At 74.0% G+C, this 25,179-nt stretch carries 28 protein-coding genes and 1 pseudogene; 11 read left to right on the top strand and 18 right to left on the bottom strand.

All coding sequences use genetic code 11. From position 1 onward, the window contains the following. Positions 1 to 15: 15 nt before the first annotated feature. The 8 genes from ACZ52J_RS12675 to ACZ52J_RS12640 form a co-directional block, all read right to left on the bottom strand. Positions 16 to 600, bottom strand: a complete 585-nt coding sequence (locus ACZ52J_RS12675) for a type 1 glutamine amidotransferase domain-containing protein (RefSeq protein ID WP_465618110.1) — start codon at positions 598 to 600, stop codon at positions 16 to 18. A 12-nt stretch (positions 601 to 612) separates the two neighbouring features. Next, the gene (locus ACZ52J_RS12670) at positions 613 to 909 is read right to left on the bottom strand and encodes a PRC-barrel domain containing protein (RefSeq protein WP_360494063.1); all 297 of its coding nucleotides are present in this window, start codon (positions 907 to 909) and stop codon (positions 613 to 615) included. A gap of 86 nt (positions 910 to 995) precedes the next feature. Then, complete coding sequence (locus ACZ52J_RS12665) at positions 996 to 1,394, bottom strand: DUF3040 domain-containing protein (protein ID WP_465618108.1); 399 nt, start codon at positions 1,392 to 1,394, stop codon at positions 996 to 998. A gap of 66 nt (positions 1,395 to 1,460) precedes the next feature. Beyond that, positions 1,461 to 1,904: an HAD family hydrolase gene (locus ACZ52J_RS12660; RefSeq protein ID WP_360494057.1), complete on the bottom strand. Its 444-nt coding sequence runs from the start codon at positions 1,902 to 1,904 to the stop codon at positions 1,461 to 1,463. Positions 1,905 to 2,019: 115 nt separating this feature from the next. Continuing rightward, a complete protein-coding gene (locus ACZ52J_RS12655) occupies positions 2,020 to 2,886 on the bottom strand; it encodes an alpha/beta fold hydrolase (protein ID WP_465618105.1) in 867 nt (288 codons plus the stop codon). A gap of 70 nt (positions 2,887 to 2,956) precedes the next feature. Continuing rightward, entirely contained in the window at positions 2,957 to 3,589 is a 633-nt protein-coding gene (locus ACZ52J_RS12650; protein ID WP_465618103.1) for a GNAT family N-acetyltransferase, read from the bottom strand. A 141-nt stretch (positions 3,590 to 3,730) separates the two neighbouring features. Then, the gene (locus ACZ52J_RS12645; RefSeq protein WP_465618101.1) at positions 3,731 to 4,417 is read right to left on the bottom strand and encodes a TNT domain-containing protein; all 687 of its coding nucleotides are present in this window, start codon (positions 4,415 to 4,417) and stop codon (positions 3,731 to 3,733) included. 202 nt (positions 4,418 to 4,619) lie between these two features. After that, positions 4,620 to 5,903 carry a geranylgeranyl reductase family protein gene (locus ACZ52J_RS12640; protein WP_465618099.1) on the bottom strand — a complete coding sequence of 428 codons (1,284 nt, stop codon included), beginning with the start codon at positions 5,901 to 5,903 and terminating at the stop codon, positions 4,620 to 4,622. A gap of 454 nt (positions 5,904 to 6,357) precedes the next feature. Here ACZ52J_RS12640 and ACZ52J_RS12635 point away from each other — a divergent pair, with 454 nt between their 5' ends. Then, a complete protein-coding gene (locus ACZ52J_RS12635; protein ID WP_465618097.1) occupies positions 6,358 to 7,335 on the top strand; it encodes an LPXTG cell wall anchor domain-containing protein in 978 nt (325 codons plus the stop codon). Positions 7,336 to 7,755: 420 nt separating this feature from the next. Here ACZ52J_RS12635 and ACZ52J_RS12630 read toward each other — a convergent pair. The 4 genes and pseudogenes from ACZ52J_RS12630 to ACZ52J_RS12615 form a co-directional block, all read right to left on the bottom strand. Then, positions 7,756 to 7,968, bottom strand: a pseudogene (locus ACZ52J_RS12630) (ionic transporter y4hA); the annotation flags it as partial. Beyond that, positions 7,956 to 8,183, bottom strand: a complete 228-nt coding sequence (locus ACZ52J_RS12625) for a hypothetical protein (protein WP_465618095.1) — start codon at positions 8,181 to 8,183, stop codon at positions 7,956 to 7,958. The gene ACZ52J_RS12625 and the pseudogene ACZ52J_RS12630, both read right to left, overlap by 13 nt. Positions 8,184 to 8,274: 91 nt before the next feature. Continuing rightward, the gene (locus tag ACZ52J_RS12620; RefSeq protein ID WP_465618093.1) at positions 8,275 to 9,894 is read right to left on the bottom strand and encodes a protein kinase domain-containing protein; all 1,620 of its coding nucleotides are present in this window, start codon (positions 9,892 to 9,894) and stop codon (positions 8,275 to 8,277) included. Further along, entirely contained in the window at positions 9,891 to 10,652 is a 762-nt protein-coding gene (locus ACZ52J_RS12615) for a serine/threonine protein kinase (RefSeq protein ID WP_465618091.1), read from the bottom strand. The genes ACZ52J_RS12620 and ACZ52J_RS12615 overlap by 4 nt, the downstream gene beginning before the upstream one ends. A gap of 427 nt (positions 10,653 to 11,079) precedes the next feature. Between ACZ52J_RS12615 and ACZ52J_RS12610 the strand changes: the two genes are divergently transcribed. The 3 genes from ACZ52J_RS12610 (at position 11,080) to ACZ52J_RS12600 (ending at position 12,787) form a co-directional block, all read left to right on the top strand. Beyond that, a complete protein-coding gene (locus tag ACZ52J_RS12610) occupies positions 11,080 to 11,217 on the top strand; it encodes a hypothetical protein (protein WP_465618089.1) in 138 nt (45 codons plus the stop codon). Between the two features lie 172 nt (positions 11,218 to 11,389). Next, entirely contained in the window at positions 11,390 to 11,797 is a 408-nt protein-coding gene (locus tag ACZ52J_RS12605) for a hypothetical protein (protein ID WP_465618087.1), read from the top strand. Between the two features lie 207 nt (positions 11,798 to 12,004). Then, positions 12,005 to 12,787, top strand: coding sequence for a glucosamine-6-phosphate deaminase (locus ACZ52J_RS12600; RefSeq protein WP_465618085.1), 783 nt, complete (start codon positions 12,005 to 12,007; stop codon positions 12,785 to 12,787). Between the two features lie 137 nt (positions 12,788 to 12,924). On the opposite strand, the gene ACZ52J_RS12595 is transcribed toward ACZ52J_RS12600, so the two are convergent. The 3 genes from ACZ52J_RS12595 to ACZ52J_RS12585 all read right to left on the bottom strand — a co-directional run bounded on the left by ACZ52J_RS12595 (position 12,925) and on the right by ACZ52J_RS12585 (position 16,524). Beyond that, positions 12,925 to 14,055, bottom strand: coding sequence for an aminotransferase class I/II-fold pyridoxal phosphate-dependent enzyme (locus tag ACZ52J_RS12595; RefSeq protein WP_465618083.1), 1,131 nt, complete (start codon positions 14,053 to 14,055; stop codon positions 12,925 to 12,927). Positions 14,056 to 14,171: 116 nt separating this feature from the next. Next, positions 14,172 to 14,807 carry a helix-turn-helix transcriptional regulator gene (locus tag ACZ52J_RS12590; RefSeq protein ID WP_465618081.1) on the bottom strand — a complete coding sequence of 212 codons (636 nt, stop codon included), beginning with the start codon at positions 14,805 to 14,807 and terminating at the stop codon, positions 14,172 to 14,174. Between the two features lie 106 nt (positions 14,808 to 14,913). After that, positions 14,914 to 16,524, bottom strand: coding sequence for a virginiamycin B lyase family protein (locus ACZ52J_RS12585; protein ID WP_465618079.1), 1,611 nt, complete (start codon positions 16,522 to 16,524; stop codon positions 14,914 to 14,916). Positions 16,525 to 16,854: 330 nt separating this feature from the next. On the opposite strand from ACZ52J_RS12585, the gene ACZ52J_RS12580 reads away from it, so the two are divergent. The 5 genes from ACZ52J_RS12580 to ACZ52J_RS12560 all read left to right on the top strand — a co-directional run bounded on the left by ACZ52J_RS12580 (position 16,855) and on the right by ACZ52J_RS12560 (position 21,585). Continuing rightward, positions 16,855 to 17,298 carry an RrF2 family transcriptional regulator gene (locus tag ACZ52J_RS12580; protein WP_465618077.1) on the top strand — a complete coding sequence of 148 codons (444 nt, stop codon included), beginning with the start codon at positions 16,855 to 16,857 and terminating at the stop codon, positions 17,296 to 17,298. Positions 17,299 to 17,387: 89 nt separating this feature from the next. After that, the gene (locus ACZ52J_RS12575) at positions 17,388 to 18,569 is read left to right on the top strand and encodes a globin domain-containing protein (RefSeq protein ID WP_465618075.1); all 1,182 of its coding nucleotides are present in this window, start codon (positions 17,388 to 17,390) and stop codon (positions 18,567 to 18,569) included. Positions 18,570 to 18,743: 174 nt separating this feature from the next. Continuing rightward, complete coding sequence (locus tag ACZ52J_RS12570) at positions 18,744 to 19,505, top strand: (Fe-S)-binding protein (RefSeq protein ID WP_465618271.1); 762 nt, start codon at positions 18,744 to 18,746, stop codon at positions 19,503 to 19,505. A 17-nt stretch (positions 19,506 to 19,522) separates the two neighbouring features. Further along, positions 19,523 to 20,917, top strand: coding sequence for a lactate utilization protein B (locus ACZ52J_RS12565; RefSeq protein ID WP_465618269.1), 1,395 nt, complete (start codon positions 19,523 to 19,525; stop codon positions 20,915 to 20,917). A gap of 68 nt (positions 20,918 to 20,985) precedes the next feature. After that, positions 20,986 to 21,585 (top strand): LutC/YkgG family protein, encoded by a 600-nt coding sequence (locus ACZ52J_RS12560; protein WP_465618267.1) that lies wholly within the window; start codon positions 20,986 to 20,988, stop codon positions 21,583 to 21,585. On the opposite strand, the gene ddaH is transcribed toward ACZ52J_RS12560, so the two are convergent. After that, a complete protein-coding gene (ddaH, locus tag ACZ52J_RS12555) occupies positions 21,572 to 22,399 on the bottom strand; it encodes a dimethylargininase (RefSeq protein WP_465618073.1) in 828 nt (275 codons plus the stop codon). The two genes, ACZ52J_RS12560 and ddaH, sit on opposite strands and share 14 nt — an antisense overlap. Positions 22,400 to 22,480: 81 nt before the next feature. Here ddaH and ACZ52J_RS12550 point away from each other — a divergent pair, with 81 nt between their 5' ends. Then, entirely contained in the window at positions 22,481 to 22,765 is a 285-nt protein-coding gene (locus ACZ52J_RS12550) for a hypothetical protein (RefSeq protein WP_465618071.1), read from the top strand. Here the strand turns inward: ACZ52J_RS12550 and ACZ52J_RS12545 are convergent. Next, positions 22,746 to 23,639: a 4Fe-4S domain-containing protein gene (locus ACZ52J_RS12545; protein WP_465618069.1), complete on the bottom strand. Its 894-nt coding sequence runs from the start codon at positions 23,637 to 23,639 to the stop codon at positions 22,746 to 22,748. The two genes, ACZ52J_RS12550 and ACZ52J_RS12545, sit on opposite strands and share 20 nt — an antisense overlap. Before the next feature lie 218 nt (positions 23,640 to 23,857). On the opposite strand from ACZ52J_RS12545, the gene ACZ52J_RS12540 reads away from it, so the two are divergent. Continuing rightward, entirely contained in the window at positions 23,858 to 24,640 is a 783-nt protein-coding gene (locus ACZ52J_RS12540; RefSeq protein ID WP_465618067.1) for an SGNH/GDSL hydrolase family protein, read from the top strand. Between the two features lie 29 nt (positions 24,641 to 24,669). On the opposite strand, the gene ACZ52J_RS12535 is transcribed toward ACZ52J_RS12540, so the two are convergent. Then, positions 24,670 to 25,083: a ribosomal maturation YjgA family protein gene (locus ACZ52J_RS12535; RefSeq protein WP_465618065.1), complete on the bottom strand. Its 414-nt coding sequence runs from the start codon at positions 25,081 to 25,083 to the stop codon at positions 24,670 to 24,672. Positions 25,084 to 25,179 lie beyond the last annotated feature (96 nt).

Here is a 25,179-nt window from a genome sequence, read left to right as displayed (position 1 = left end):
TACGATCCGCACGCGCTACGTGCGCCGCTTCGCCGTCGCGTGGGCGAACTCCGTCACGAACGCGTCCTCGAAGTGCGGCAGGTCGCCCGGTTTGCGGCTGGTGACGAGCGGGCCGGGGCCGTCGTGGCAGACGTGGACCGGTTCGTCGACCCAGTGGGCGCCCGCGTTGACCAGGTCGGTGCGCAGGCTGGGCCAGGAGGTCAGGGTGCGGCCGCGGACGGCGTCGGCCTCGATGAGGGTCCAGGCCGCGTGGCAGATCGCCGCGACCGGGCGGCCGGCGGCGCAGAGGGCGTGCACGAAGGCGACCGCCGGGCGGTCGAGCCGCAGGTGGTCGGGGTTGGCGACGCCGCCGGGCAGGACCAGGCCGTCGTAGCCGGCCGGGTCCGCCTCGGCGACCAGGGCGTCCACGGCGAAGGTGTCGCCCGGGGCGCGGTGCCGCACAGCCTGGATCCGCCCCTCGGCGGTGGACAGCAGGCGCGGGATGCCGCCGGACTCGGCGACCGCCTGCCAGGGGGAGGTCAGTTCGGCCTGCTCGACACCGTACGGCGCGACCAGGAAGGCGATCGTCCGGCCGGTGAGCGTGGTGGACGGCCAGCCCATGGGATCAGCCGCTCAGCGCGGGTGGGGGGCGGTCAGGTCGACCGCGGCGGGCGGGGCGGAACTGAGCCTGGCGCGCGGGCAGTCGAGGTGGACGGCGCGTTCGAGGTGGTCGACCCGGGCGGCCAGGCCGACCGGGACGAGCACGCGGGTGCCCGGCACCCACGGCGCGGCGTCGACCAGCAGGTGGTCCCCGGTGTCCTGCTCGACCCGCCCGACGGGGCCGTCGGTGGCCTGCACCTCGTACCCGACCAGGCCGAGGTCGGCGGCGGGATGGGAGCCCGGACGGTGCTCCCACAGGACGGTACTCATGCGCCCACCTCACTCCGCTCACTCATCGCGGCTCACCCATCGGGGCTCACTCATCGCGACTCGCTCATCGCGACTCGGTCATCGCGTCACGCCTCCGGCCGGTCCCAGGGCCGCCGTTCGCGGCGTTCGCGGGGCTCCTCCGGCTCGGCCCGGCCCGCCCGGGAGGCGCTGCGCCGGCGCAGCAGCTCCGAGGTGGCGACCGCGGCCGCCACGGTGGCCGCCCAGACCACCCCGAGCGCGGCCAGCACCGCCGTGGTCGGGGTCCGTACGCCCACGCTGAGGCAGATCGCCGTCATCACCAGAGCGGTCAGCACCACCCCCGCCGTCACCCGGTGCCCGACGGCGCGGAGCACGCGCCGGACCCGGCTGGGCCGCTTGGCGCCCATCGTGCTCAGCTTCCGGTCGAGCCGTGTGTCCTGGCGCAGATCGGACTCGATCTCCTCGAGGAGCCGCCGCTCCCAACCGCTCAAAGCGGGTCCGTCCATCTCGGTCACCTCCGACACTTCCGGTGACGTGCTCGCACCCGGGCGATTTCCCGGTGCGGGCCGGCGCTAACCGTTCCGGGCACCGCCTGTTCCGGCACCCACGGGTCCGAAGGCCCGGGGACGGGCGAGCAGGCTGTCGTCCAGGACGCGCAGCAGGGCGGCGGCATCGCGGTGGACCTCGGCCGCACCCGCCGCCCGCAGCTCCGGACCGGCGTCCCCGCCGGCCTCCAAGGCGACGCACGGCACCCCGACCCGCCGCGCCGCCCGCACCTCGCGCACGCTCCCGGCGACGGCCACGGCGTGCGAGGGACCGCCGTCCACCAGCTCCAGCGCCGCCCGCAACGGATCGACCCCGGGGGCGGCCACGGTCAGGGCCGGGGCCCCGACGGGCCCGGGCCCGGTCAGCACGACCGTCCAGCCCCGGGCGGCGCACTCGCGCAGCAGCTCGGCACCACCGGGCAGCGCGGGCCGCCAGTCGGTACCGAAGAGAGCCGCCGAGATCACCGTCATGGCCACCGCTTCCGTTTGCAGGCCACGCACCGTACGCGCCCTTCCAGGTTAGGCCGCTCACCCGTCCGGCGCGCTGCCTGCCGGGCGGGGACTTCCCGGCGGCAGCCACGAGGGCTCAGCTCGTCGCGGCCACGCCCGCCAGGAAGTCGGTGACGAGCCGGGCGAGTTCGGCGGGGCGCTCCTCGGGGACGAGGTGGCCGCAGCCCGACAGGATGGCCCCCTGCGCGTCCGGGGCGAGGCGGCGGACGAAGTCGATCATGTGCTGCCCCAGGGAGCGCTCCCCGGCGACGGCCAGCACGGGGATGTCGAGCGGCACCCGGGCGGCGTCGCGGACCTGTTCGGCACTGACCCAGGTGTTGACGTAGTACTCGCAGCTGGAACGCACCGCGTCGTCGTCGCCGTACGCCTTCAGGTAGACCGCGATGTCGTCCTCGGTGAGCGAGCCGGGGGTCGTCCGGGCCATCTGGGTGAGGATCCAGGTGAAGAAGGTGGTCTGCGCGCCGCCGCCGATGAGCTGCTGCGGGAGCCCGGGCGTCGCGAGGAACGGGAAGAACCACAGCGGGTTCCAGGACTGGGAGAAGTTCAGCAGGTCCTCGCCGCCGGCCCCGGGGATGCTCGCCTCCAGCGCGGTGAACGAGCGCACCCAGTCGCGGTCGGTGGCCGCCAGGTGGTAGCCGATCGGGGTGCCCCAGTCGTGTCCGACGACGTGCGCACTGCCGACGCCGAGGCGGTCGAGCAGGCAGCGGACGTCGGCGGCCGCGGTGGCCACGTCGTAGCCGTCGGCGGGGCGCTCGGTCTCGCCCCACCCGCGCAGGTCCGGGGCGATCACCAGGTGCCGCTCCGCCAGCACCGGGATCAGGTGGCGCCACTCGTACCAGGTCTGGGGCCAGCCGTGGAGCAGGACCACCGGGTCCCCGGCGCCGGCGGAGACCCAGTGCATCCGTATCCCGTTGACCTCGCCGTGGTGGTGCTGAAGTGCCATCGACCGTTCCTCACGTTCCGTCAGAAGCCATAGGAGCGCCAGTGATCATAGGCTCTTCCGCCGCTCCCGGTCAGCCGAGATCCGGGTCCGGGTCCGTCGCCAGCCGGGCGTGCAGGTGTTCGTCCTGGTAGTCGCGCCCGTCGAAGCGCCACGAGGCGCGCAGGGTGCCCTCGTACGGGAATCCGGCGCGCTCCGCGACCCGGCAGGAGCGGTCGTTGCCGACGGCGTGGAACAGCTCGATGCGCCGGGCGTCGGCGGCCTCGACGGCCCAGCGGGTGACGGCGGTGGTGGCGCGGGTGGCCAGGCCGCGGCCCCGGGCGGCGGCGAGCAGCCAGTAGCCGACCATGGCGACGCCGTCGGCCTGGTTGGTCCACCGCAGGAAGGCGTTGCCGAGGAGGGTGCCGTGGGCGGCGTCGGTGACGGCGAAGGCGGCCATGGTGCCGTCCGCCCAGTGGGTGTCGCAACGGTCGAGGTAGGCCTCGGCGGCGGCGGGATCGGTGACGCCCAACGGGTTCCAGCGGGCGATGTCCGGGTCCGTCGACGCGGCGACGAGTGCGGGGACGACGCCGCCGGACAGGTCGAGGGCGCGTCCCCAGGGGCGCAGCAGGGCGCCGCCGAGGTCGAGGACGGCGGGCCGGAAGACGCGCCGGTCGGCGGGGGTTTGGGCCGTGGGGGCGCCGGTGGGGGTGTCGCTGGTGGTCATCCGGCCTTCCTACCCCCGGTCCGCCGCGCCTGCCAGCGAATAATCCGGTGGCGGTGGTGGTGGCGTCCGGTGGCGGTGGTGGTGGCGGCGTCCGGTGACCAGGGGGCTGGTCACCGGGCGCGGCCGTCCGTGAAGCCGGGGTCAGATCCGGGCGAGGTACCCGTTGTCGACCAGCCACATCACGTTCAGCTTGGTCGGGCCACCGGGCACCAGGGCCGCGTCGAGCTGGTACTGCAGGCCCCAGCCGGGCTGGTTGAACCACGGCGCGATCGGGCCGGCGTGCACCTTGAACGGCTTGACGACCTTGTAGTCGTGGTAGTTGCAGGCGGCCGGCGGGTTGCCGTCCAGGCTCTGCGGCGGGATCGCGCGGTCGGCGTAGGGCAGGCCCTCGGGGGCGAGGAAGGCGCCGTACTCGCTGCCGTAGCGGTCGATGTTCTGGTTGGGGTAGAGCGTGAGGTCGAACTCGATCGGGCTGCCGTCGGGCAGGGTGACGTAGCCGTCGGCGGGCGGGTAGATCCAGCCGCCCTTGCCGCCGTTGGCGGCCGGGTCGTAGTACTTCGCGAGGAAGGCCTGGTCACTCGCGCCGCCGGTGCGCTGGTAGCCGACGAGCTGGCGGCCGACCGGGCCGGCGGTCGGGAGGTCCTGCGGGCCGAGGCGCGCGTCGTCGTGGAAGAAGGCGGCCGAGCACTGGTCGGACGGGGTGGCCGCCCGCCCGGTGGCGGCGGCCGTGTCTGCGGTGGCCGTGGCGGCGGCGGCCGGGATGCTCGGGGCGAGCACGGCGGCGGCTGCGGCAAGGGGCGTGACGAACAGGCGAAGGCGAAGGCGCACGGTGTCTCCGTCATGGGGGTCAATGGGTCATGCGGAGAGGCGCTTCAGTCACCCTCCGTGTCCGGACGGGTACCAGGCAAGCGGATCTGCTGATCATTCGTCAACACGACTTGGCGGAAACCGTGCTGGATTCCCCGGTTTCGTCCCAGCCGGGACACGGGACCGCTCACTCGAAAGAATGAGCGGTCCGGCCCGGTTCCGCTCACCGCCCCGGCGCGACCCGCCCGATCAGGTGGAGCAGCCGGTCGAGGGAGTCCTTGGAGTTGGGCTCGGTCAGGTTGACCATGAGCCGGAACGCCACCTTCAGCAGCGCCGGGTGGCCGAGTCCGGTGGCCCCGGCGGCACCGAGCAGCTTGGGACGGCCGAGCAGGTCGGCGGCCAGCCGGCCGAGCGCGAAGTAGCCGGCGTAGGCGGAGCGCAGCGCCTGCGGGTAGGCGCGCAGGGCGAGTTCGCGGCCGCGGTCGGTGCGGCGGGCGAGGGCCTGGACGATGGTCTCGGCGGCGTAGCGGCCGGATTCCATCGCGTAGGCGATGCCCTCGCCGGTGCCCGGGCTGACCGTGCCGCCCGCGTCGCCGATGAGCAACAGGCCGTCCGCGTAGTGCGGTTGGCGGTTGAGGCCCATCGGGAGAGCGGCACCGCGGATCGGCTCGGTGACGCCGTCGGGGGTGTAGCCGTACCCGGGCGGCAGGTCCTCGCACCAGCGGCGCAGCAGTTCCCGCCAGTCCACGTCGGTCTTGGCGGTGTTGAGGACGCCGAGGCCGACGTTGGCGGTACCGTCGCCCATGCCGAACACCCAGGCGTAGCCGGGCAGCAGGCGTCGGGCCGGGTCGTTGGGGTCGCGCAGGTCGAGCCAGGCCTCCAGGTAGCGGTCCTCGTGGCGCGGGGTGGTGAAGTACGTCCGGTAGGCGACGCCCATCGCGCGGTCGGTGCGGCGGTAGCGCTTCATGGCGACGGACAGCCGGGTGGAGTTGCCGTCGGCGGCGACCACGATCGGGGCCCGGTAGGCGACGGGCCGGCGGTCCTCGCCCAGCTTGGCGGTGACGCCGGTGATCCGGCCGGTCCGCTCGTCCACCACGGGGCCCGCGACATTGGCGCGTTCGATCAACCGGGCGCCGCAGGAGGCGGCCTTCCGTGCGAGCAGGTGGTCGAAGTCGGCGCGGCGGCGGACCAGGCCGAACCCGGGGAAGGCGGAGAGCTCGGGCCAGTCGAACTCGATCGAGCGCCGGCCGGAGATCAGCCGCAGGCCCCGGTTGTGCAGCCAGCCTGCCTCCTCGGAGACGTCGATGCCGAGGTCGGTCAGCTGCTTGACGACGCGCGGGGTGAGGCCGTCGCCGCAGACCTTCTCGCGCGGGAAGGCGGATTTCTCCAGCAGCAGGACGTCCAGGCCGGTCCGGGCGAGGTGGGCGGCGGCGGTGGAGCCGGCCGGGCCGGCGCCGACCACGATGACGTCGGCACTCTCCTCGGCGGTCTGCTCTGGGCCGGGCATCGCACTCTCCCACGGGTCGGATCGGCTGCACGCGCAACGGAATCAGCGGACTGGGCGGTTCCAGACGGACGATAGAGAAACCTGGAGCCCGCACGCCGCCCCGACACGCAGGCCGGGCCCGAGGACCGGTCAATACCGGCCACCTCGGCATCGCAGGTTCACCCGCCGGGTCGGGGAGCGGAGTTGACCGCCACCGATCGCCGCCGACCACCTGCACCGGCCTGAGCGCACACGAAATCACGACAACCGGGTGATCGGATCGTTGTAACGAACTAGTCGGACTAACCGTCCACAGCGATGCATTTCGGCCAAACCTCCCTTGCATCACGTTTCTCTCTGCGGGAACTTTTGTGCCCCTCCCGTCGTACGGCACCGGCTCCCGCCGAACGGCCGACCAGAGGCTCCCTCCCACCGCGCAGGCTCGTCCGGCCTGCCGAACCCGATGGAACTAGCCATGCGCATCCGCTCCACCGCCGCACGCTCCCTGGTGGCCGTCCCGACCGCCGCCGCCCTGATGCTGCTCGCCCCCGCCGCCGCGCACGCCACCGCGGGCGGCAAGGGCGGCGCCCCCGGCAACAACGGCACCGTCAAGATCCACGACGCCGCCACCGGCCAGGAGGACGTCCGCAACGAGCCCAAGGTCTGCAGCTTCTACCTGGACTCCTTCGGCTTCGACGCCAACCAGGACGTGATCTGGGCGATCACCACCGTCGGAGGCGGCCCCACGGAGAAGCTCGTCGCGTACGGCGACCTCCCCGTCGACGGCCACGGCCACGTCCGCACCGAGGACATCCACCTGCCGGACGGCCACTACAAGCTGTACTGGCAGTCCGTCGAGCTGGTCAACGGCGATCTGCCGCAGGGCACGAAGCTCAACAACCCCAAGCACAAGGTCTTCAAGGTCGACTGCGGCGGCCAGACCCCGGCCCCGACCGGCAAGCCCTCGCCGACCGTGACGCCGACCCCCACCAAGACCCCGTCCACCGGCCCGACCAGCGTGCCGACCACGCCGTCGCACAGCCCGTCGGCTCCAGCCTCGCCGACCGCGAGCGCCACCCCGAAGCCGTCCGGGACCCCGACCACCCCGGCGCCCACCACGCCTGCGCCCACCGCCCCGGCGACCGGCGCCCCCACCGGCGAGCCGACCGGCGCCCCCACCGACGTCCCGAGCCCGGGCCCGTCCAACCCGCCGACCGCCACCGTGCCGGTGCACACCCCCACCACCGACACCCCGGTCAACCCGGACGAGCCGCTGACCCTGCCCACCAAGGTCAGCGTCCCCACCCCGATCCCGGGTGCCGCCTCGGACGGCAAGAAGCTGGCCAGCACCGGTAGCGACGGCACCCTGCTGTACGCGGGCGCCGGCACCGTCCTGCTGCTCGCGGGCGCGGGCACGGTGGTCTACACGCGCCGCCGCCGCACCTCCTCCTGAGGCACCGGACTGCCGAGGCACCGGGCCCGCCCGAGGCGCTGACCGCGCCTCGGGCACCCGCCTCGGGCACCCGCCGCGTCTGAGCCGCGGCATCACGGAGCCCCTGGCCCCGCGGGCAGTCGCGGGTCCGGGGGCTCCGTGTCGTACGACGGCACCCGTGTCCCCGGGGGGGGGCACGGCCGACGGTGCCGTCGCCGACGAGGGCCCCCGGCCACGGGGGTGAAACCGGCGGCCCTCATCCCGGTCTACGGGCGGCCCGCCGTCCCGGGTTCACCACCGGCACCACGAACCTCACCAGAGCCGCCCGACCCACCCGACCCGCCTGACCCGCCAGGCCCCGACCCCCGGAACGCCGGAAGCCCCTGGCCGCACGGGGGAACGGGCCAGGGACTTCCACCTGGGACTACGGCTGACCCACCCTCACGGGTTCACCGCCAGCACCGCGTACCCCGCGAGCACCGCCAGGTGCACCGCGCCCTGCAGCAGCGTCGCCCGGCGCGGGATCACCGTGAGGATGCCCAGCACGATCGTCAGGGTCAGCAGCACCATGTGCGCCGGCCCGAGGCCGAGGACGAGCGGGCCGGACAGCCAGGCGGAGGCGATCGCGACCGCCGGGATGGTCAGGCCGATGCTGCGAGCACCAGGGATCCGAACGGCTCCCCCGACCAGTGCGCGATGACCTCGGCGTGGTGCACGGCGGACAGTACGGCGGCCACCAGGAAGCACGCGACCACGCCCACCACCCAGCCGGGCAGGTCCTTGTGCCAGGTCAGGACGAGCACGACGAACGACACCACCGGAACGACGACGGTCCATTGCGCGGCGCCCGCGCGGAGCTTCGTGATCATGCCGCCGAGGATCCCAGACCTGGCGCCCGTCACCCGAGTGCTCGCGCCGGGATACGTGGGGGTATGGCATAACTCATCCCGGTTTGCGCGTTCACCCGCCGTAGTCGGCAAGGTACTGAAGCACCTTGTCGACATGGGCCCGCACCCGGTCCGGGACGCCCCCGGTCGCCTCCACGGTCTTGTCGCTGGTCCGGTAGGCGGCCGTGACCAGGGCCGGCAGGTCGCGGGTGAAGCCGCCGCGCTTGAGCTGCTGGTCGAGCCAGCAGACGTAGTTGCCCATCGCGGCGATCGCGTCGCCCGGGTCGAAGTACGACTTCGGGCCGGGGTGGGTGGCCGCCTTGGCCCAGGCCTCGAAGACGCCGGGCGTCCACATGGCGATGCCGTACTCGCCGGTCTCCGGGCGGGCGGCGTTCGGGTCGAAGCCGCTCTCGGCCTTCAGCATCGCGGCCAGCAGCACCGGGGTGACCTCCGGCTCGGGGCAGCGCCGGGCCGCGTTCAGGATCATGTCCCGGTAGGCGACCGGGACGTCCGAGCCCGCCGGGATCGCGCCGGGCAGCGGGGGCGGGGCCGACAGCGGGGGCGGAGCGGGCAGCCGGGCGCGGTGGGCGCCCGGCCCGGCGGGCTCAGGACCGCCGGTCAGCGCGAGGGCGGCGAGCGCGCAGGCCAGCAGGCCCGCCCCGGCCCGTACGGCGGCGCGGCGGTGCCGGGCCGGACGGGCGGTGGCCCGGGCGACCAGCGCGGCGAGGTCGGCGCGGGCCCGTTCCTCCTGCCCGGGGGCGAGGCAGGCGGTGACCACGGGACGCCATCGCGCGGGCAGTGCCGCGTCCAGCCGGAGCGGCGCCGCGCCGCGCGCGTACGCCTGGGCGGCCAGCGAACGGGCCCGGGCGGTGGCGCCGAGGAAGGGGTGCGGACCGCCGGTGAGCAGTTGGTGGGCGATCACCCCGTAGGCCCAGACGTCGGCGCTGGGGCGCACCGCGACACCGCGCGCGCCGGTGCGCTGGGACCACCACTCGGGCGGGACGTGGTCGGGCGAGCCGAGCGGCGGGGCGTAGGCGTGGGTGCCCTCCAGCTCCGCGGTGAGGCCGAAGTCGGCGATCTTGGCGGTGCCGTCGGGCATCAGGAGGATATTGGCCGGTTTCAGGTCCCCGTGCACCCAGCCGACCCGGTGCATGTGGGTCAGCCCGGCGCAGACCTCGGCGAGGATCCGCTCGGCACCGGGCACCGCACCGCCGGGACGGGCGACGGCCAGCACGTCCTGCAGACTGCGGGCGGCGCGCTCCATCACCAGGGCGACGGCACCGTCCAGGGCCGGGTGGTCCGGGTCCTCGACGGTGACCACGGCGAAGGTGCGGATCAGGTGCGGGTGGTCGGCGCGGCGGCTGAAGCGCTGCTCGCTGCGGGCCATCCGGGCCACGGTCCGCCGCTGGCCGGGGCTGAACCGGGCGGCGCCGAGGAGCTTGACGGCGACCGGGGTGCCGTCCGGGCCCTCGGCGGCGTGGACGCTGCCCCAGGCGCCCGCGCCGAGGAAGGCGCCGAGGCGGTAGCCGGCGATCGGGTAGCCGTCCGGGACCTCGAAGGGCGGGCCGTCCGACGACGGGTCTTGCGGCGACCGGCCTTCCGGCGAAGGGTCGTCCGGTCGGTGGTGGTCGGTGGGCAGTCCCTTCGGCGGCTCCGGATCGGGCCCGGCGTCGGGCCCGACGTCGGGCGTCACGGCCGGGCGGCCGCGCGCCGGGGCGGGAGCAGGGCCAGGTGCTCCTCCCGGACGAGGTCGAACTTCAGTGCCAGGGCGGCGAGTTCCTCGCGCTTGCCGCCGCCCGGGCCCTCCTCGTACGGCTCGCGCAGCCGCAGCTTGGTCTCCACCAGGTAGTCGATGTGGTAGTTCACCGCCGAGCGGGTCAGCCCGTGGCAGGAGGGCAGGGCGCGCAGCCGGGCCAGCACCTCGGTCACCCCGGGGACGGCGGCGGCGGAGGGCGAGCGCAGCCGGGGCTCGCAGAGCGCGAGCAGCACGAGGAAGTACTTGGCGGTCGGGTCCAGGGCGAAGGGGCTGACGGTGTGTTCGCCGTCGGCGCCGCCGGGACGGCCGTCCAGGTAGGCGTGCTGCGGGGCGAAGACCTTGAAGGAGGCGGGTTCGCCGAGCGCGGGCAGCAGCACGCGGGAGAGCTCGAAGGGCACGGGCGCGCCGAGCCGGCCGGGGGCGACCTTGATGTGCTCCCCCGCGCCCTCCAGGTTCTCCACGACGTAGGTCGCGGAGGCGCTGAAGTTGGACAGCCGCCAGTAGTCCTCGGCCGCGACCACCTCGCCCGCGCGGCGGGAGACGCCCTGGTCGGGCAGCGGGATGGCGACCGGTCGGCCGGGCTCGCCGCGCCCGAACACCGCGGCCTCGCCCGGGCCCATCCGCACCAGCGCGGGCGCTTCGCCGGGCGCCATCTCGGGCCCCGGACCGGGAAGTTGCACGATGACCGTGTCCACGCAGCCACCTCCGTGGGATCGGGTCGATGGTATCCGCCCGATTCGCCCCGTCGGCAATCCGCCACCCGGACGAGTGAAGGGACACCGCCAACGCCGCAACGCCGCCAACGCCCCAACGCCGTCCGGCTCGACCGGAGTTGCCGTCCACCCACGGGAGGAGCGCCCTTCTCCTTCCGGTCGGAGGGTCGGGCCGTTCGGCCGAGGCGGGCCCGGCCGAACGGCGCTGCGTACACGGCGAGCAAAAGAGCGATCCAAGGGTTGGTCAAGGCGGCGGCACCGGCGTACGACACCAAGGGCATCCGGATCAAACGCGGTCCTCCCGGGCACCGCGGACACGGCCTGCGTCCGGCCGCCGGGCATCCCGGACGCGGCCTGGGCGCAGTTCAAGAAGGCCTACGGGCCGCTGAACGTCGGAGGCTTGGAACGGATGGCCGAGCCGGAGGGGATCGCGCGCGCGATCCTGGCGCTGACCTCGGACGATTTCGGGTACCGGACCGGCGCTTCGGTGCCGCTGGACGGCGGGGCCACGGCCGGACGCCGGATGGTGCTGCCGCCCACGAACTGATCGCCCGCCAGGCCGCGGGTTGTCCGGATATCGAACGCTCGGCGAAATGATTGCGGTATGTAGTTGAACGGTCACCATGAGTGTGACGCAACGCACACACGCGGCGTTCACAATGTGTGCAACACTCATCCCAAGGAGTGAGATTCCCTTAATTTCCAAGGAGGTTCGCATCATGCGCACTCGGATCGCAGCTGTGATGATGACGGTGGCAGGGATCGCCGGGCTGACGGCAGGACCGGCCCTGGCCGCCACGGCAACGTCCGAGACCGACACCGTGGCCTGCACCACGGTGCTCAACCGCCCCTGCATCTCGCACCAGGCCGACGGCGAGGGCGTCGTCGGCGTCGCCCAGGTCACCGCCGACCCGGCCCAGTTGACGGTCGTCAGGGTCGAGGTCCGCACCCAGGCCGCCTGGGGCAGCCCGTGGGAGACCGCCGCCTCGGCCACCACCGTGCGGATCGGCTCCGCCAAGGCCGTCACCCCGCGCGTCGTCACCACCGACCTGCGCATCATCTGCGCCACCGCCGGCCCGGCGCTGGACGCGGCCAAGCAGGTCACCACCTGTACCAACCCGTTCTGATCACGGGGCCGGCCGCCGGGACCCCCGTTCCCGGCGGCCGCCCTGCCAGTTCGGCCATCCCGGTCGCACCGCCCCTCGGCCCTCGACCCTTCCGGGCACACCGCCCCCGACCAGGCCTCGGGTGGACCTGGGGCACCCGTTCACGGCAAACTGGTCTAGACCTCGAAGGTCTAGACCTCATACGCGCCTCAGAACGGTGGACCCAGTATGGAAATCGTGATCGTCCCAGACGCCCCAGCGGCCGGCGAACTCATCGCCGCGGCGATCACCGATCTGCTGACCGACAAGCCCGACGCCCTGCTCGGCGTGGCGACCGGCTCGACCCCGCTGCCGATCTACCAGGCCCTCGCCGCGCGGGTCGGCGACGGCCGGCTGGACGCCTCCCGGGCGCGCATCTGCCAGCTGGACGAGTACGTCGGCCTGCCTGCCGGCCACCCGGAGTCCTACCGCTCGGTGGTGCTGCGCGAGGTCGTGGAGCCGCTCGGCCTGACCGAGGGCTCCTTCCTGGGCCCGGACGGCAACGCGACGGACATCGCCGCGGCGGCCACCGCCTACGACCGCACGCTGGCCGAGGCCGGCGGCGTCGACCTCCAGCTTCTCGGCATCGGCACGGACGGCCATATCGGCTTCAACGAGCCCTGCTCCTCGCTGGCCTCCCGGACCCGGATCAAGACCCTGACCCGGCAGACCCGCGAGGACAACGCACGCTTCTTCGACAGCATCGACGAGGTCCCGCACCACGTCATCACCCAGGGCATCGGCACCATCCTGGAGGCCCGCCACCTGGTGCTGCTCGCCACCGGCGAGGCCAAGGCCGAGGCCGTCGCCCTCTCCGTCGAGGGCCCGCTGTCCGCCGCCGTCCCCGCCTCGGCGCTCCAGTTGCACCCGCACGCCACCGTGGTGGTCGACGAGGCCGCCGCCTCCCGCCTCAAGCTCGCCGACTACTTCCGCGACACCTACGCGGCCAAGCCGGCCTGGCAGAAGCTCTGAGCACTCCCGCGGCGCAGCCGTGACGGCCGGGGCGCCGGCCACCGATCCCCTCGGTGGCCGGCGCCCCGGCCTCGTCGTGTCGGCGGGTGCCAGAGTGCGGCGGGTACCGGAGTGCGGCGGGTGCCGGAGTGCGCCGGTCAGCGCTTGCGGAGCCAGGCGGCGAAGGCGTCCAGGGCCGGGCCCGGGTCGCGGCGGCCGAGGCCGATGCGGAAGCGGTCGGTCGGGGTGGGGGTCAGCTCGGAGCGGAAGATGCTCGCGGGCAGCAGGATGACACCCGCCTGTTCGACCAGCCCCGTGCAGAAGTCCTCCACGCCGTCCGCCCCGAGGTAGCGCGGGAAGGCGACGCAGCCGCCGTCCGGGGCGCGCCACTCGAAGAGGTCGGCGAACTCGGCGAAGAAGGCGTCGAAGAGCGGCAGGTTCTCCGCGATGATGCCGCGGTTGCGCGCCAGGATCCGCTCCCGGGCGGTGATCGCGATCCGGGCCAGCACCTCGCTCGGTGCCGAGTTGCAGATCGTGGTGTAGTGCTTGGCCCGTTCCAGGCGGGCGCGCAGCTCCTTGTCCCGGCAGGCGATCCAGCCGATCCGCAGGCCGGGCAGGCCGAGCGACTTGGACGTGACGTTGAGGGAGAGGGCCCGCTCGGAGAGGTCGGCGGCCTGCGGCAGGGTGCGAGCCGGGTCGCGCTCCAGGCCGCGGTAGACCTCGTCCGAGAAGACCCGGATACCGCGCTCGTCGCAGATGTCGACGAGCCGGGCGAAGTCGGCGGCGTCGATCACCGCGCCGGTGGGGTTGTTGGGGAAGTTGACCGACAGCACCTTGGTGTTGGGGCGCAGCGCCGCCTCGACCGCGTCGAGGTCGAGCGCCCAGTCCTGCCGCTCGTCCAGGGCGACGCCGGTGACCTCGCACAGGGAGAGCGGGATGGTCTCGGCGGACTGGTAGTTGGGGGTCACCACGACCGCGTGGTCGTCCGGTTCGAGCAGCACCCGCATGGCGAGGTTGAGCCCCTCCTGGGCGCCGCCGAAGCAGAGCACGTCGTCCGCGTCGACCCGCTCGTACATCCCGGCGATCGCCCGGCGCAGCCCGGGGTCGCCGAAGGTCTCGGTGTAGCCGAGGGCGAGGGTGTCCCAGGCCTCGCGGTCCTCGGGGCCGGCCAGGGCGAGCAGCTCGGCCATCGTCATGGTCTGGGCGTCGGAGGCGGTGAGGTGGTGGGGGGCGGTGAACTCCCAGCGCGAGAGGTGGGTTTCGAGCCGGAATTCGGGGAGCTGGGGCATGGGGGCTGTTCCTTCCTGAGGCCTGCGGGGCTGCGGGGCCTACGGGTCCTGCTGTCCTACGGGGCGGCGAGGCCTGCGGGGCTCACGGCCTGCGGGGCTTCACGGGTGGGCGGGGCTCACGGGCCTGCGGGGTGCTTGAGCTCGGCGAGCAGGCTGTAGGCGGTCGAGCGGGAGATCCGCAGCGCGGTGGCGACGACGGGGACGGCGCGTCGGACGGCGAACACCCCGGCCTGGTCGAGTTCGTGCAGTACGGCGAGCCGGTCCTCGCGGGTGAAGCGCTCCAGCGGGCGGCCCTGCGCGCGGACGTGGGCGCCGATGACGTCGTTCATCCGCTCGGTCCAGTCGCGTTCGAAGAGCGGTTCGGGGCGCGGCGCGGTGGGGGCGGCGAAGCCGGCCAGGAGGGCGGCGGCCTGTTCGAGCGGGCCTCGGTCGAGGTTGACGCAGAGCACCGCCGAGGGCCGTCCGGCGTCGTCGCGCAGTACGGCGCTGACGGAGGAGAGCCGGCGGCCGTCGGGCAGCGACTTCTCGTACGGGCCGTAGACGTCGGGGACGGAGGGGTCGACCTCGTCGAGTTCGCCGAGCATCGACGGGTCGCCCGGGGCGCGGGGGGTCATCGGGTTCCAGATGGCGAGCACCCGGTCGGTGGCGGGGTCGTGCAGCACCACCTCGGCGTACGGGCCGAGCAGCAGGGCGACCGCGCGGCAGACCGGGGCGAAGGTCCGGACGCGCGGGTCGGTGTTCTCCGAGGGCATGTCTGGACTGTACGTCCAGATCGGACACTTAGTCCAGCACCGCCGACGGCCGAGGCCCTGCCGGAACGGTCCGGCAGGGCCTCGGCGCGCGGGTGAGCGGCAGGTCCTACGCGCAGGTGATCGACAGCCCGAGGACGGAGGAGCAGCTGCGGGTGTCCCGGCTGGTGCCGGGCGACGGGTCGGCGGGCGCGCCGGCGGAGCGGGCCACGGTGACGTCCCAGCTGCGGACCAGCGAGAACAGGCCGACCTTGATCGAGAAGTGCCGGGTGGCGGTCGCGCCCTTGGCGAGCGGTGCGGCCAGCGTGCAGGTGAGCTTCCCGGCGGCGATGGCGCAGTCGGTGGAGGTCGCGGTCAGCCCGGCGGGCAGGTCGGCGGCGACGGTGGCCGCGGTGATCGGGTCGGGCCCCTGGTTGGTGAGGGTGATCGTGTAGTCGACCCGGCTGGCGAGCAGCTGGGTCACCGGGGTCGCGGTGAGCGCGACGCCCAGGTGGGCGCTGGGCGCGGCGTAGGTGAACCGGTCGGCGGTGACGGCCGCGCTGGTGCCGCCGGGCGTGGTGACCTGGACGTCCACCGGACCGGTCACGGTGGTGGCGGGGGCGGTCGCGGTGCAGCGGGTCTTGGTGCAGCTGAACGAGGTGGCCGCGCCGGCCGCGCCGAAGGTCACCGCGGTGGCACCGTTCAGGTCGGTGCCGGTGACGGTCACCGTGGTGCCGCCCGTCCCGGAGCCGCCGTTCGGGGTGATCGCGGTCACGGCCGGTACGGGCAGCGGGAAGTGCAGCAGCTGGACGGCGCTGCCGGTGAAGTCGGCGAGGTAGCCGTGCCGCCCGTCGGCGGCCAGCGCCAGGGTGTACGGGCTCGCGCCCACCGGGACGGTCGCGGTGACGGTCCGGCTCGCGGTGTCCACCACGCTCAGCGTGTTGTCGGCGTAGTTGGACACGTACGCGGCCGAGCCGTCCGGGGCGACGGTGACGGCGTACGGGCCGGCGCCGACCGGGACGGTGCCGAGGACCGTGTTCGCCGCGGTGTCGATCACGGCCGCCGTGCTGTCGTCGCCGTCGGCCACCCAGAGACGGCTGCCGTCCGGGCTGAGCGCGAGGCCGAAGGCGCTGTGGCCGACGGGAACGGTGGCGCTCACCGCGCTGCCCGCGGTGTCGACGACGTTCACCGCCTTGTCGCCGGAGGCCGCGACGTACAGCCGCTTGCCGTCCGCCGAGACGGCCAGCCCGTGTGGCTCGGCGCCGACCGGGACGGTCGCGGTCACCATGTTGGACGAAGTGTCCAGCACGCTCACGGTGTTGGCGGCGGCGTTGCTCACATAGGCGCGCGAGCCGTCCGGCGAGAGGGTGAGTCCCCAGGGCTGGGGGCCGACCGGGACGGTCGCGGTGACGGTGTGGCTCGCGGTGTCCACGACGCTGACCGTGTTGTCCAGGTGGTGCGTCAGGTAGGCGCGGTGCCCGTCGGGCGAGAGGGCGACCGCGTAGGAGCCGGTGCCGGCGGTGAAGCTGCCGCTCACGGTGTTGCTCGCGGTGTCCAGCACGCTGACGGTGCCGCTGCTCTGGCTGGTCACGTAGGCGTGGCCGCCGTCCGGCGCGAGGGCGACGCCCGCCGGGTAGGGCGCCACCGGCACCTGGGCGGTGACGGTCGGCGGCGGTGCGGCGGCCTGGGCGGTGGCGGGCTGGGACAGCAGTGCGGCCGTGGCCGCGGCTATCGCGGTCACGGCCGTCAGGGTCCGGCGGGGGGCTCGGCGTGTTCTCACGGTCTCTCCAAGCGGTCGGCGATACGGGCGGTGCTGCTGGGCTGCTGGGCCGCGGGTCACGTGTGGTACGTCACATGCGGGTGGGCGATGTGGGCCGCACGGGCACCACGCGAGGGGCGGCCCGGGGCCGCACGAAGCGTAGAAGCCACCCTGACTGCCCGTCAGGGAGTGACAACTAATGTCGCCAACTGTTCAGATTCGACCGATTCACCGGGGTAGCCCCCGGGCCGAACGGTTCAGGATCGTGCAGGAAATTGGAGTTTTGGAGTCGTATTAGATAGCGTTTCGAACGTGAGGCTGACCAAGAGCACCGACATCGCCCTCCGGATCGCCATGCGGCTGGCCGTGCTGGACGAGGGCGACAACCCGACCACCCGCGAGGTGGCCGAGTCGGTCGGTGTGCCGTACACCCACGCGGCGAAGGTGGTCAGCCGCCTGCAGCACCTGGGGGTGCTGGAGGCTCGGCGCGGTCGCGGCGGCGGGCTGATGCTCACCTTCGCCGGGCGGACCGGTTCGCTCGGGCTGCTGCTGCGGGAGCTGGAGGGGGTCGGCGACGTGGTCGGCTGCGAGGACGACCCGCCGTGCCCACTGCGGGCCGCGTGCCGGCTGCGCGGGGCGCTGCGCAACGCCCAGGAGGCGTTCTTCGCCGCGCTCGACCCGCTCTGCGTCGACGACCTGGTCGCCGCGCCCACCGGGCCGGTCCTGCTCGGCCTCGGCACCGGACCCACCGACTGATCACCCACCGATCGCACCCGCCCATCGGGGTCGCGCGCCACCGCACGGCCTTTAATACGCATCTCAGATGCCAGTTAGGAGCCCGACTGATGCTGTCCGCGAAGTCCACCGAGGTCATCGAGGCCACCCTGCCCGTCGTGGGCGCCGCCATCGGCGACATCACCCCGCGCTTCTACGACCGGCTGTTCGCCGCCCACCCCGAGCTGCTGCGCGACCTCTTCAACCGGGGCAACCAGGCCAACGGCACCCAGCGCGAGGCGCTGGCCGGCTCGATAGCCGCCTTCGCCACCGCACTGATCGCCCACCCGGACCAGCGCCCGGACGCGATGCTCGCGCGGATCGCCCACAAGCACGTCTCGGTCGGCATCGACAACGAGCAGTACAAGGTCGTCCACGAGCACCTGTTCGCCGCCATCGTCGAGGTGCTCGGCGCGGCCGTCACCCCCGAGGTCGCCGCCGCCTGGGACGAGGTCTACTGGCTGATGGCCAACGCGCTGATCGCCATGGAGAACCGGCTGCGCGCCGAGGCCGCCGCGGGCGGCGGCCCGGCCGACCTGTGGCGCCCCTACACCGTGGTGACCCGCTACCAGGAGACCGACACCGTCACCAGCTACCTGGTCCGCCCGGCCGACGGCCGCCCCGTCCCCGCCTCCCGGCCCGGCCAGTACGTCTCCGTGCGCACCGAACTGCCCGACGGTGCCCGGCAGATCCGCCAGTACAGCCTCTCCGGCGAGGCCGACGGCGCGCTGCGCTTCACCGTCAAGCGCGAGGCCGGCGGCGAGGTCTCCGGCCACCTGCACGACCACCTGCGGACCGGCGACACCGTCGAGCTCTCGGCCCCGATGGGCGACATCGTCCTCACCGACGGCGACGGCCCGGTCCTTCTCGCCTCGGCCGGCATCGGCAACACCCCGATGACCGCGATGCTCGACCACCTCGCCGCCACCGGCTCCACCCGCCGGATCGTCTCGGTGCACGGCGACCGCGACCAGCTCGGCCACGCCTTCCGCGCCGACCTGGAGCAGCTGACCGCCAAACTGCCGAACGCCACCGCCCACGTCTTCTACGAACAGCCGCTCGGCGAGTGGCCGGCCGAGCGCACCGGGCTGGTGGACCTCGCCTCCGTCGAGGTTCCGGCCGGCACCACCGCCTACCTCTGCGGCCCGCTGCCCTTCCTGCGCGCCGTCCGCTCGCAGCTGCTGGCCGCGGGCGTCCCGGCGGCGGACATCCACTACGAGGTGTTCGGCCCGGACCTGTGGCTCGGCGCCTGACCTCCGGCTCCGGCAGCTGACTTCGGCTCCCGCAGCTGACCTCCGGCTCCGGCACCCGACTTCGGGCGCAGGAGCGCGAGTTCCCACCACGGCACCGGTCCGCTCGATACGATCACGAGCGGTCCGGTGCCCGATCACGAGCGGGCCGGTGCCGTACGACCGGAGGGAGCCCGGATGCGGGTCGCGCTGTTCGCCACCTGCGTCAACGACGCGCTGTACCCCGCCACCGCGATCGCCACCGTGCGGCTGCTGGAACGCCTCGGCGTGACGGTGGACTTCCCCGCCGGGCAGACCTGCTGCGGGCAGCCGCAGTACAACACCGGCTACCGGAAGGGCTGCGAACCGCTGGTGCGGCGCACGGCCCGGGCCTTCGCCGGATACGACCACGTGGTCACGCCCTCGGGTTCCTGCGTGGCGATGGTCCGCGACAACTACCCGCGGATCGGCGCCCGGGCCGCCGCCGACGGCCGCGGCACCGAACTGGCCGACCTCGCCGCCGACTTGGCGCCCCGGGTGTACGAGCTCACCGAGTTCCTGACCGACGTGCTCGGCGTCGAGGACGTCGGCGCGTACTTCCCGCACACCGTCACCTACCACCCCTCCTGCCACGGCCTGCGGCTGCTCGGCCTGGGCGAGCGGCCGCGCCGACTGCTGCGCGCCGTCCGGGCGTTGGAGCTGGTCGAGCTGCCCGGCGCCGAGGAGTGCTGCGGCTTCGGCGGCACCTTCGCGGTCAAGAACGCGGCGGTGTCGGCCGCCATGGCCGCCGACAAGGTCGCGAACGCCCTCGGCACCGGCGCCCGGGTGCTGTGCGGCTCCGACAACTCCTGCCTGCTGCACCTCGACGGCACGCTGCGCCGCCGGGGCGAGACGCTTCGCCCGCTGCACCTGGCGGAGGTCCTGGCCAGCACCGAGGAACACCCCTGGGGGCCCGCGTGACGCAAGCGTTCCTCGGCATGCCCGCCTTCCCCGAGGCCGCCGCCCGGGCCGTCCGGGACGAGCGGCTGCGCGCCAACCTGCGGCATGCCACCCACACCATCCGTGACAAGCGGGCCCGGGCGGTCGCCGAACTCGCCGACTGGGCGGAGCTGCGCGAGGCCGGGAAGGCGATCAAGGACCACACGCTGCGCCATCTCGACCGCTACCTGGTGCAGTTGGAGGAGTCCGTCACGGCGGCCGGCGGCACCGTGCACTGGGCCGCCGACGCCGAGGAGGCCAACCGGATCGTCGCCGGCCTCGTCCGGGCCACCGGAGAGACCGAAGTCGTCAAGGTCAAGTCGATGGCCACCCAGGAGATCGGGCTGAACGAGGCGCTCGCCGCCGAGGGCATCACCGCCTACGAGACCGATCTCGCCGAGCTGATCGTGCAGTTGGGCGACGACCGCCCCTCGCACATCCTGGTGCCCGCGATCCACCGCAACCGCGCCGAGATCCGGGAGATCTTCGCCGAACGGATGGCCGCCTGGGGCCGGCCGGCGCCCGAGGGCCTCACCGACTCCCCCGCCGAACTCGCCGAGGCCGCCCGGCTGCACCTGCGGGAGAAGTTCCTGCGCGCCCGGGTGGCCGTCTCCGGCGCCAACTTCATGGTCGCCGAGACCGGCACCCTGGTCGTCGTCGAGTCCGAGGGCAACGGTCGGATGTGCCTCACCCTGCCGCGCACGCTGATCTCCGTGGTCGGGATCGAGAAGGTCGTGCCGACCTGGCGGGACCTGGAGGTCTTCCTCCAACTGCTCCCCCGCTCCTCCACCGCCGAGCGGATGAACCCCTACACCTCGATGTGGACGGGCACGAGCGCGGGCGACGGCCCGTCCGAGTTCCACCTCGTGCTGCTGGACAACGGCCGCACCGCCGCGCTCGCCGACCGGGTCGGCCGCCAGGCGCTGCGCTGCATCCGCTGCTCGGCCTGCCTCAACGTCTGCCCGGTGTACGAGCGGGCCGGCGGGCACGCGTACGGCTCGGTGTACCCGGGCCCGATCGGCGCCATCCTGACGCCCCAACTGCGCGGCACGGCAAGCCCGGTGGACGCCTCACTGCCGTACGCCTCCTCGCTCTGCGGGGCCTGCTACGAGGTGTGCCCGGTGGCGATCGACATCCCCGAGGTGCTGGTGCACCTGCGCGAGCGGGTCACGGAGCAGGGCGGGCACCCGCTGGAGCGGGCGGCGATGGCCGCCGCCGGGTACGTGCTGGACCACCCGGCGGCACTCGCGGCCGCCGAACGGCTGGCCGGGCGCACCCGCGCGCTGCACCCGCGCCGGCTGCCCGGGCCGGGGCGCGCGTGGACCGACACCCGGGACCTGCCGGAGGTGCCCGCCGAACCGTTCCGCGACTGGTGGCGGAGGAACCGCACGTGAAACCGCACACGACCGCACGGGAGTCGATCCTCGCCCGGATCCGGGCGGCGCTCGGCGACGCCGCCGGGATGGACGAACAGCCGCTGCCGCGAGGCTACCTGGCGGCGCACGTGCCGACGGACGCCCCGGCGGCGCTGGTCGACCTGCTGCACCGTAACCTGGCCGAGTACCGGGCGCGGGTGCACCGGTGCCGCGAGGACGAACTGCCGCGGCGGATCGCCGGGTTGCTGGCCGAGCGGGGCAGCCGGACGGTCGCCGTGCCGGACGGGCTGCCGTCCGGGTGGCTGGCCGCGACCGCCCCCGCCGTCGAACTCGTGCCGGACGACGGGACGCTCACCGCCGCCCGGCTCGACACCGTGGACAGCGTGGTCACCGGCTGCGCGCTGGCCGTCGCCGAGACCGGGACGATCGTGCTGGACGCGGGGCCGGGCCAGGGGCGTCGGCTGCTCTCGCTCGTCCCGGACCACCACGTGTGCGTCGTCCGGGCGCCGGAGCAGGTCGTCGCCTCGGTGCCGCTCGCGCTGCCGCGCCTGGATCCCCGGCGGCCGCAGACCTGGATCTCGGGGCCGTCCGCGACCAGCGACATCGAACTCGACCGGGTGGAGGGGGTGCACGGGCCGCGCACCCTGGAGGTGCTGCTGGTCGGGCCGGAGCTCAGGCCGGCCTGAGCTCCAGGGTGCAGCACTTGGCCCCGCCGCCGCCCTTCAGCAGCTCCGAGACGTCCACCGGTATCGGCTCGTAGCCGTGTTCGGCGAGGCGGCCCGCCAGGTTCTTGGCCGTCTCCGGCAGCAGCACCCGGCGGCCGTCCGAGACCGCGTTGAGCCCGAACACCTCGGCGTCGGCGCGGTCGGCGAGGATGGCGTCCGGGTAGAGCGCGCGCAGCACGGCGCGACTGTCGGCGTCGAAGGCCTCCGGGTAGTACATGACGTGGTCGTCCGAGAGCACGGCCAGCGCGGTGTCCAGGTGGTAGAAGCGCGGGTCGACCAGGTTCAGGCTGACCACCGGGACGCCGAACAGCTCGCCCGCCTCGGCGTGCGCCGCGCGCGAACTGCGGAAGCCCGTCCCGGCGAGCACCCGGTGGCCCACCACCAGGTGGTCGCCCTCGCCCTCGTTGACGTGCCCGGCGCGGCGCACCTCGCGGTAGCCGCGCTCCCGGAACCAGGCCTGGTAGGCGTCCGACTCGGCGGCGCGCTCCGGGTAGCGGAAGGTCGCCACCAGTGCCCGGCCGTCCAGCACGGTCGCACCGTTCGCGGCGTAGACCATGTCCGGCAGGCCGGGCAGCGGGTCGATCAGCTCGACGGTGTGGCCGAGGCGGCGGTAGGTCCGGTGGAGCCGCTCCCACTGGCGCAGCGCGAGCGCGGTGTCGGTGGGCTGGGCCGGGTCCATCCACGGATTGATGGCGTAGTCCACGGTGAAGTGCGTCGGCCTGCACATCAGGTAGCGCCGTGGCCGGGCGGTGCGCTCCGGGGTCTGCGTGGGCATGGGTCAACCGTCCTTGGATCGCGGGGTGGCCCGGGTTCCGCCGGTACGGAACACCGCGCTGTTGCAGAGGCGGCTGCCCCGGTGGCACCGTTCGCACACCCGCGCGGGCGCCCCCGGTGGACGCACGCCCCCGCGCACCCGGCGCGAGCACCGGCGCACGAACGCTCCGCCGCTGTCGGCGCTGTCGGCGTGGTGGCGCTCTCGGCGCTCTCGGCGCTCTCGGCGCTCTCGGCGCTCTCGGCGCTCTCGGCATTGTCGGCGCTCTCGGCATTGTCGGCGCTGTCGGCGCTGTCGCCGCTGCCGGCGGGCAACCGTGGTGGGCGGGCCGCCGGTCAGGCCCGCGTGGCTACCAGCGGAGCGCGGTGAAGTCCACCGGCGCGGGCCGCAGCGTCCGGCAGCGTTCGGCGAGGGAGCGCAGCCGGCGGTCCGCCTCCTCGGCGGGCATCCGGCGCCGGTCCCCGTGGCCGGGCAGCAGCCACTCGAAGCGGAGCACGCCCAGGCTGCGCTCCAGCGAGGCGGCCTGCTCCTCGATCGAGTACCAGGTGATGGCCTCCTGCACCTCCACGTCCTCGGTGGTGCGGGACCAGTACAGGCTGTCGCCGCTGAAGCAGTACCGCTCCTCGGCGACGAAGAGCACGCTGCCGCGGGTGTGGCCGGGGAACGGGTGGGCGACCAGGCCGGGCCCGATCTCCACCGGCTCGGTGCCGCGCAGTACCCGGTCCGCGTCGGGCACGGCCTCGAGGTCGCCCTCGTGGATCCAGAGCCGGGCGCCGAGCCGGTCGGCGTACTCCCGGCCGTGCCTGGCGTGGTCGCGGTGGGTGAGCAGGATGTCGGTGACCGGGCCGAGTGCGGCGTAGCGGGCGGCGAGAGCCTCGCTGTAGCGGGGCGTGTCGACCATCACCCAGCCGGTGGGGCGGCGGCAGAGGTAGGAGTTGGCGCCCGCGGTCCAGCGGGAGTTGTGGCCGAGCAGCAGCACGTCGTCGTCGAGCGCGAGCGGGAAGGGGTCGCCGGCCGGGTCGAGTGGGCCGGAGCCGGGGCGGATGGAGCGGGTCGGGCAGGCGTGGGCGGCGGCCCGCAGCTGTCGGCGCTCGGCCTCGTCGCGCGGTTGGCGGACCAGCTCGGACCGGCCGGCGTGCTCGCGGACCAGGTCGGGCGCGAGCTGCCGGGCGGCGTCGCAGTTGGTGCAGCGGTCGTCGATGGACCACTTCTCGGGTACGTCGGAGCGCGTGTCGATGGCCATGGATGTTCTCCCCCGGGAGGACGGCGACCCGGGCGGTCGCTCCCTTCGAGCATCGGCCGGTCGGGCCCAAAAGCGATAGGGGGTAAGGATCTTGTTCTTTCCGGGGTGCGGCGCTCTGAGCCGCGAGGAGAGCCGACGAGGGTACGTGGTCCATCTCACGTGCGGCCGGGGCGACCTACGGTGGCGTAGGTCACTTGATTGGGTGAACTATCTCTTTCATGCCGTACCTCCAGGAGACCCTTGACCTCAGCTCGTACGCCGCCCTCGGGGACAGCTTCACCGAAGGCCTGAACGACCCCGGTGTCGACGGCAGGTTCGCCGGATGGGCCGACCGCCTGGCCGGGCTCCTCGCCGCCGGGCGCCCGCCGGGCGCATTCCGCTACGCCAACCTGGCGGTGCGCGGCCGACTGTTGGACCAGATCGCGGCCGAGCAGGTGCCGCAGGCCCGCCGGCTCCAGCCCGACCTGGTCACCTTCTGCGCCGGCGGCAACGACATCCTGCGGCCGGGCAGCGACCCGGACGAGGTGGCCGAGCGCTTCGAGGCCGCCGTCGTCCAACTCGTCGAGTCCGCCGGGACGGTGCTGATCTGCACCGGCTTCGACACCCGCGAGGTGCCGCTGCTCAAGCACCTGCGCGGCAAGATCGCGACCTACAACGGGCACATGCGGGCCGTCGCCGACCGCAACGGCTGCAAGGTGGCCGATCTGTGGTCGCTGCGCGCGGTGCAGGACCGCCGCGCGTGGAGCGAGGACCGCCTACACCTGTCCGGCGACGGCCACCAGCGGGTCGCCCTGCTGGCCGCCCGCTCGCTGGGCCTGGCCACCGAGCAGGACCCGGAGGCGCCGTGGCCGGACGCCCCCGTGCTCACCCCCGCCGACCAGCGGCGCGAAAACCTCCAGTGGGCCCGTGAGTACCTGATCCCCTGGGTCGGCCGACGCCTGCGCGGCGAGTCCTCGGGCGACCATGTCGAGGCCAAGCGGCCCGACCTGCTTCCCCTCTGACGACCGCGTCACATTGTTCTGACGACTCGTCAGGTCGCTCCGCCGGGTGCTGCGCCGCGAACGGCCCGCAGCACCCGGTGGAGCAGCACGGCAGCGCCCGCGCCGACCAGGTACCAGAACAGGTCCGGCGGGTTGAACGTCGAGCCGAGGACCAGCCGGACGAGCATGCTCCGGCGACCCCAGGCGTCCGGCAGCCCGGTGAGCTGGAACAGCTCCACGGCCCAGCTCAGCGCGGCCGCCAGGGCGGCGGCCCGGGCCGGCTGGATCCTCGGCGCGACCAGCACCACCAGCGCGTACACCAGGACGGTGTAGAGCGCGTCCCCGGCGTACTTGGCGACGTCCCCGCCCGCCACCGCCCGCACACCCAGACCCGCGGCCACCGTCACCACGGCTGCTGCCCCTGCGGCCGTGCGGGCACGCAGGTTCCCCCCAAGATCATCCACGGGCCCACGCTACCCCGCTGCGGTGGCACCCGCGTCGTCCGGGGCGCGTCGGCGGTCAGGGGCAGGCAGCGCACGGACGGGGCGGACGGGTACGGG

The sequence above is a fragment of the Kitasatospora sp. NPDC034035 genome (genome assembly GCF_055575755.1).
The sequence above is the reverse complement of the archived record's forward strand: the minus strand, read 5'-3'. Positions and strand labels throughout refer to the sequence as shown.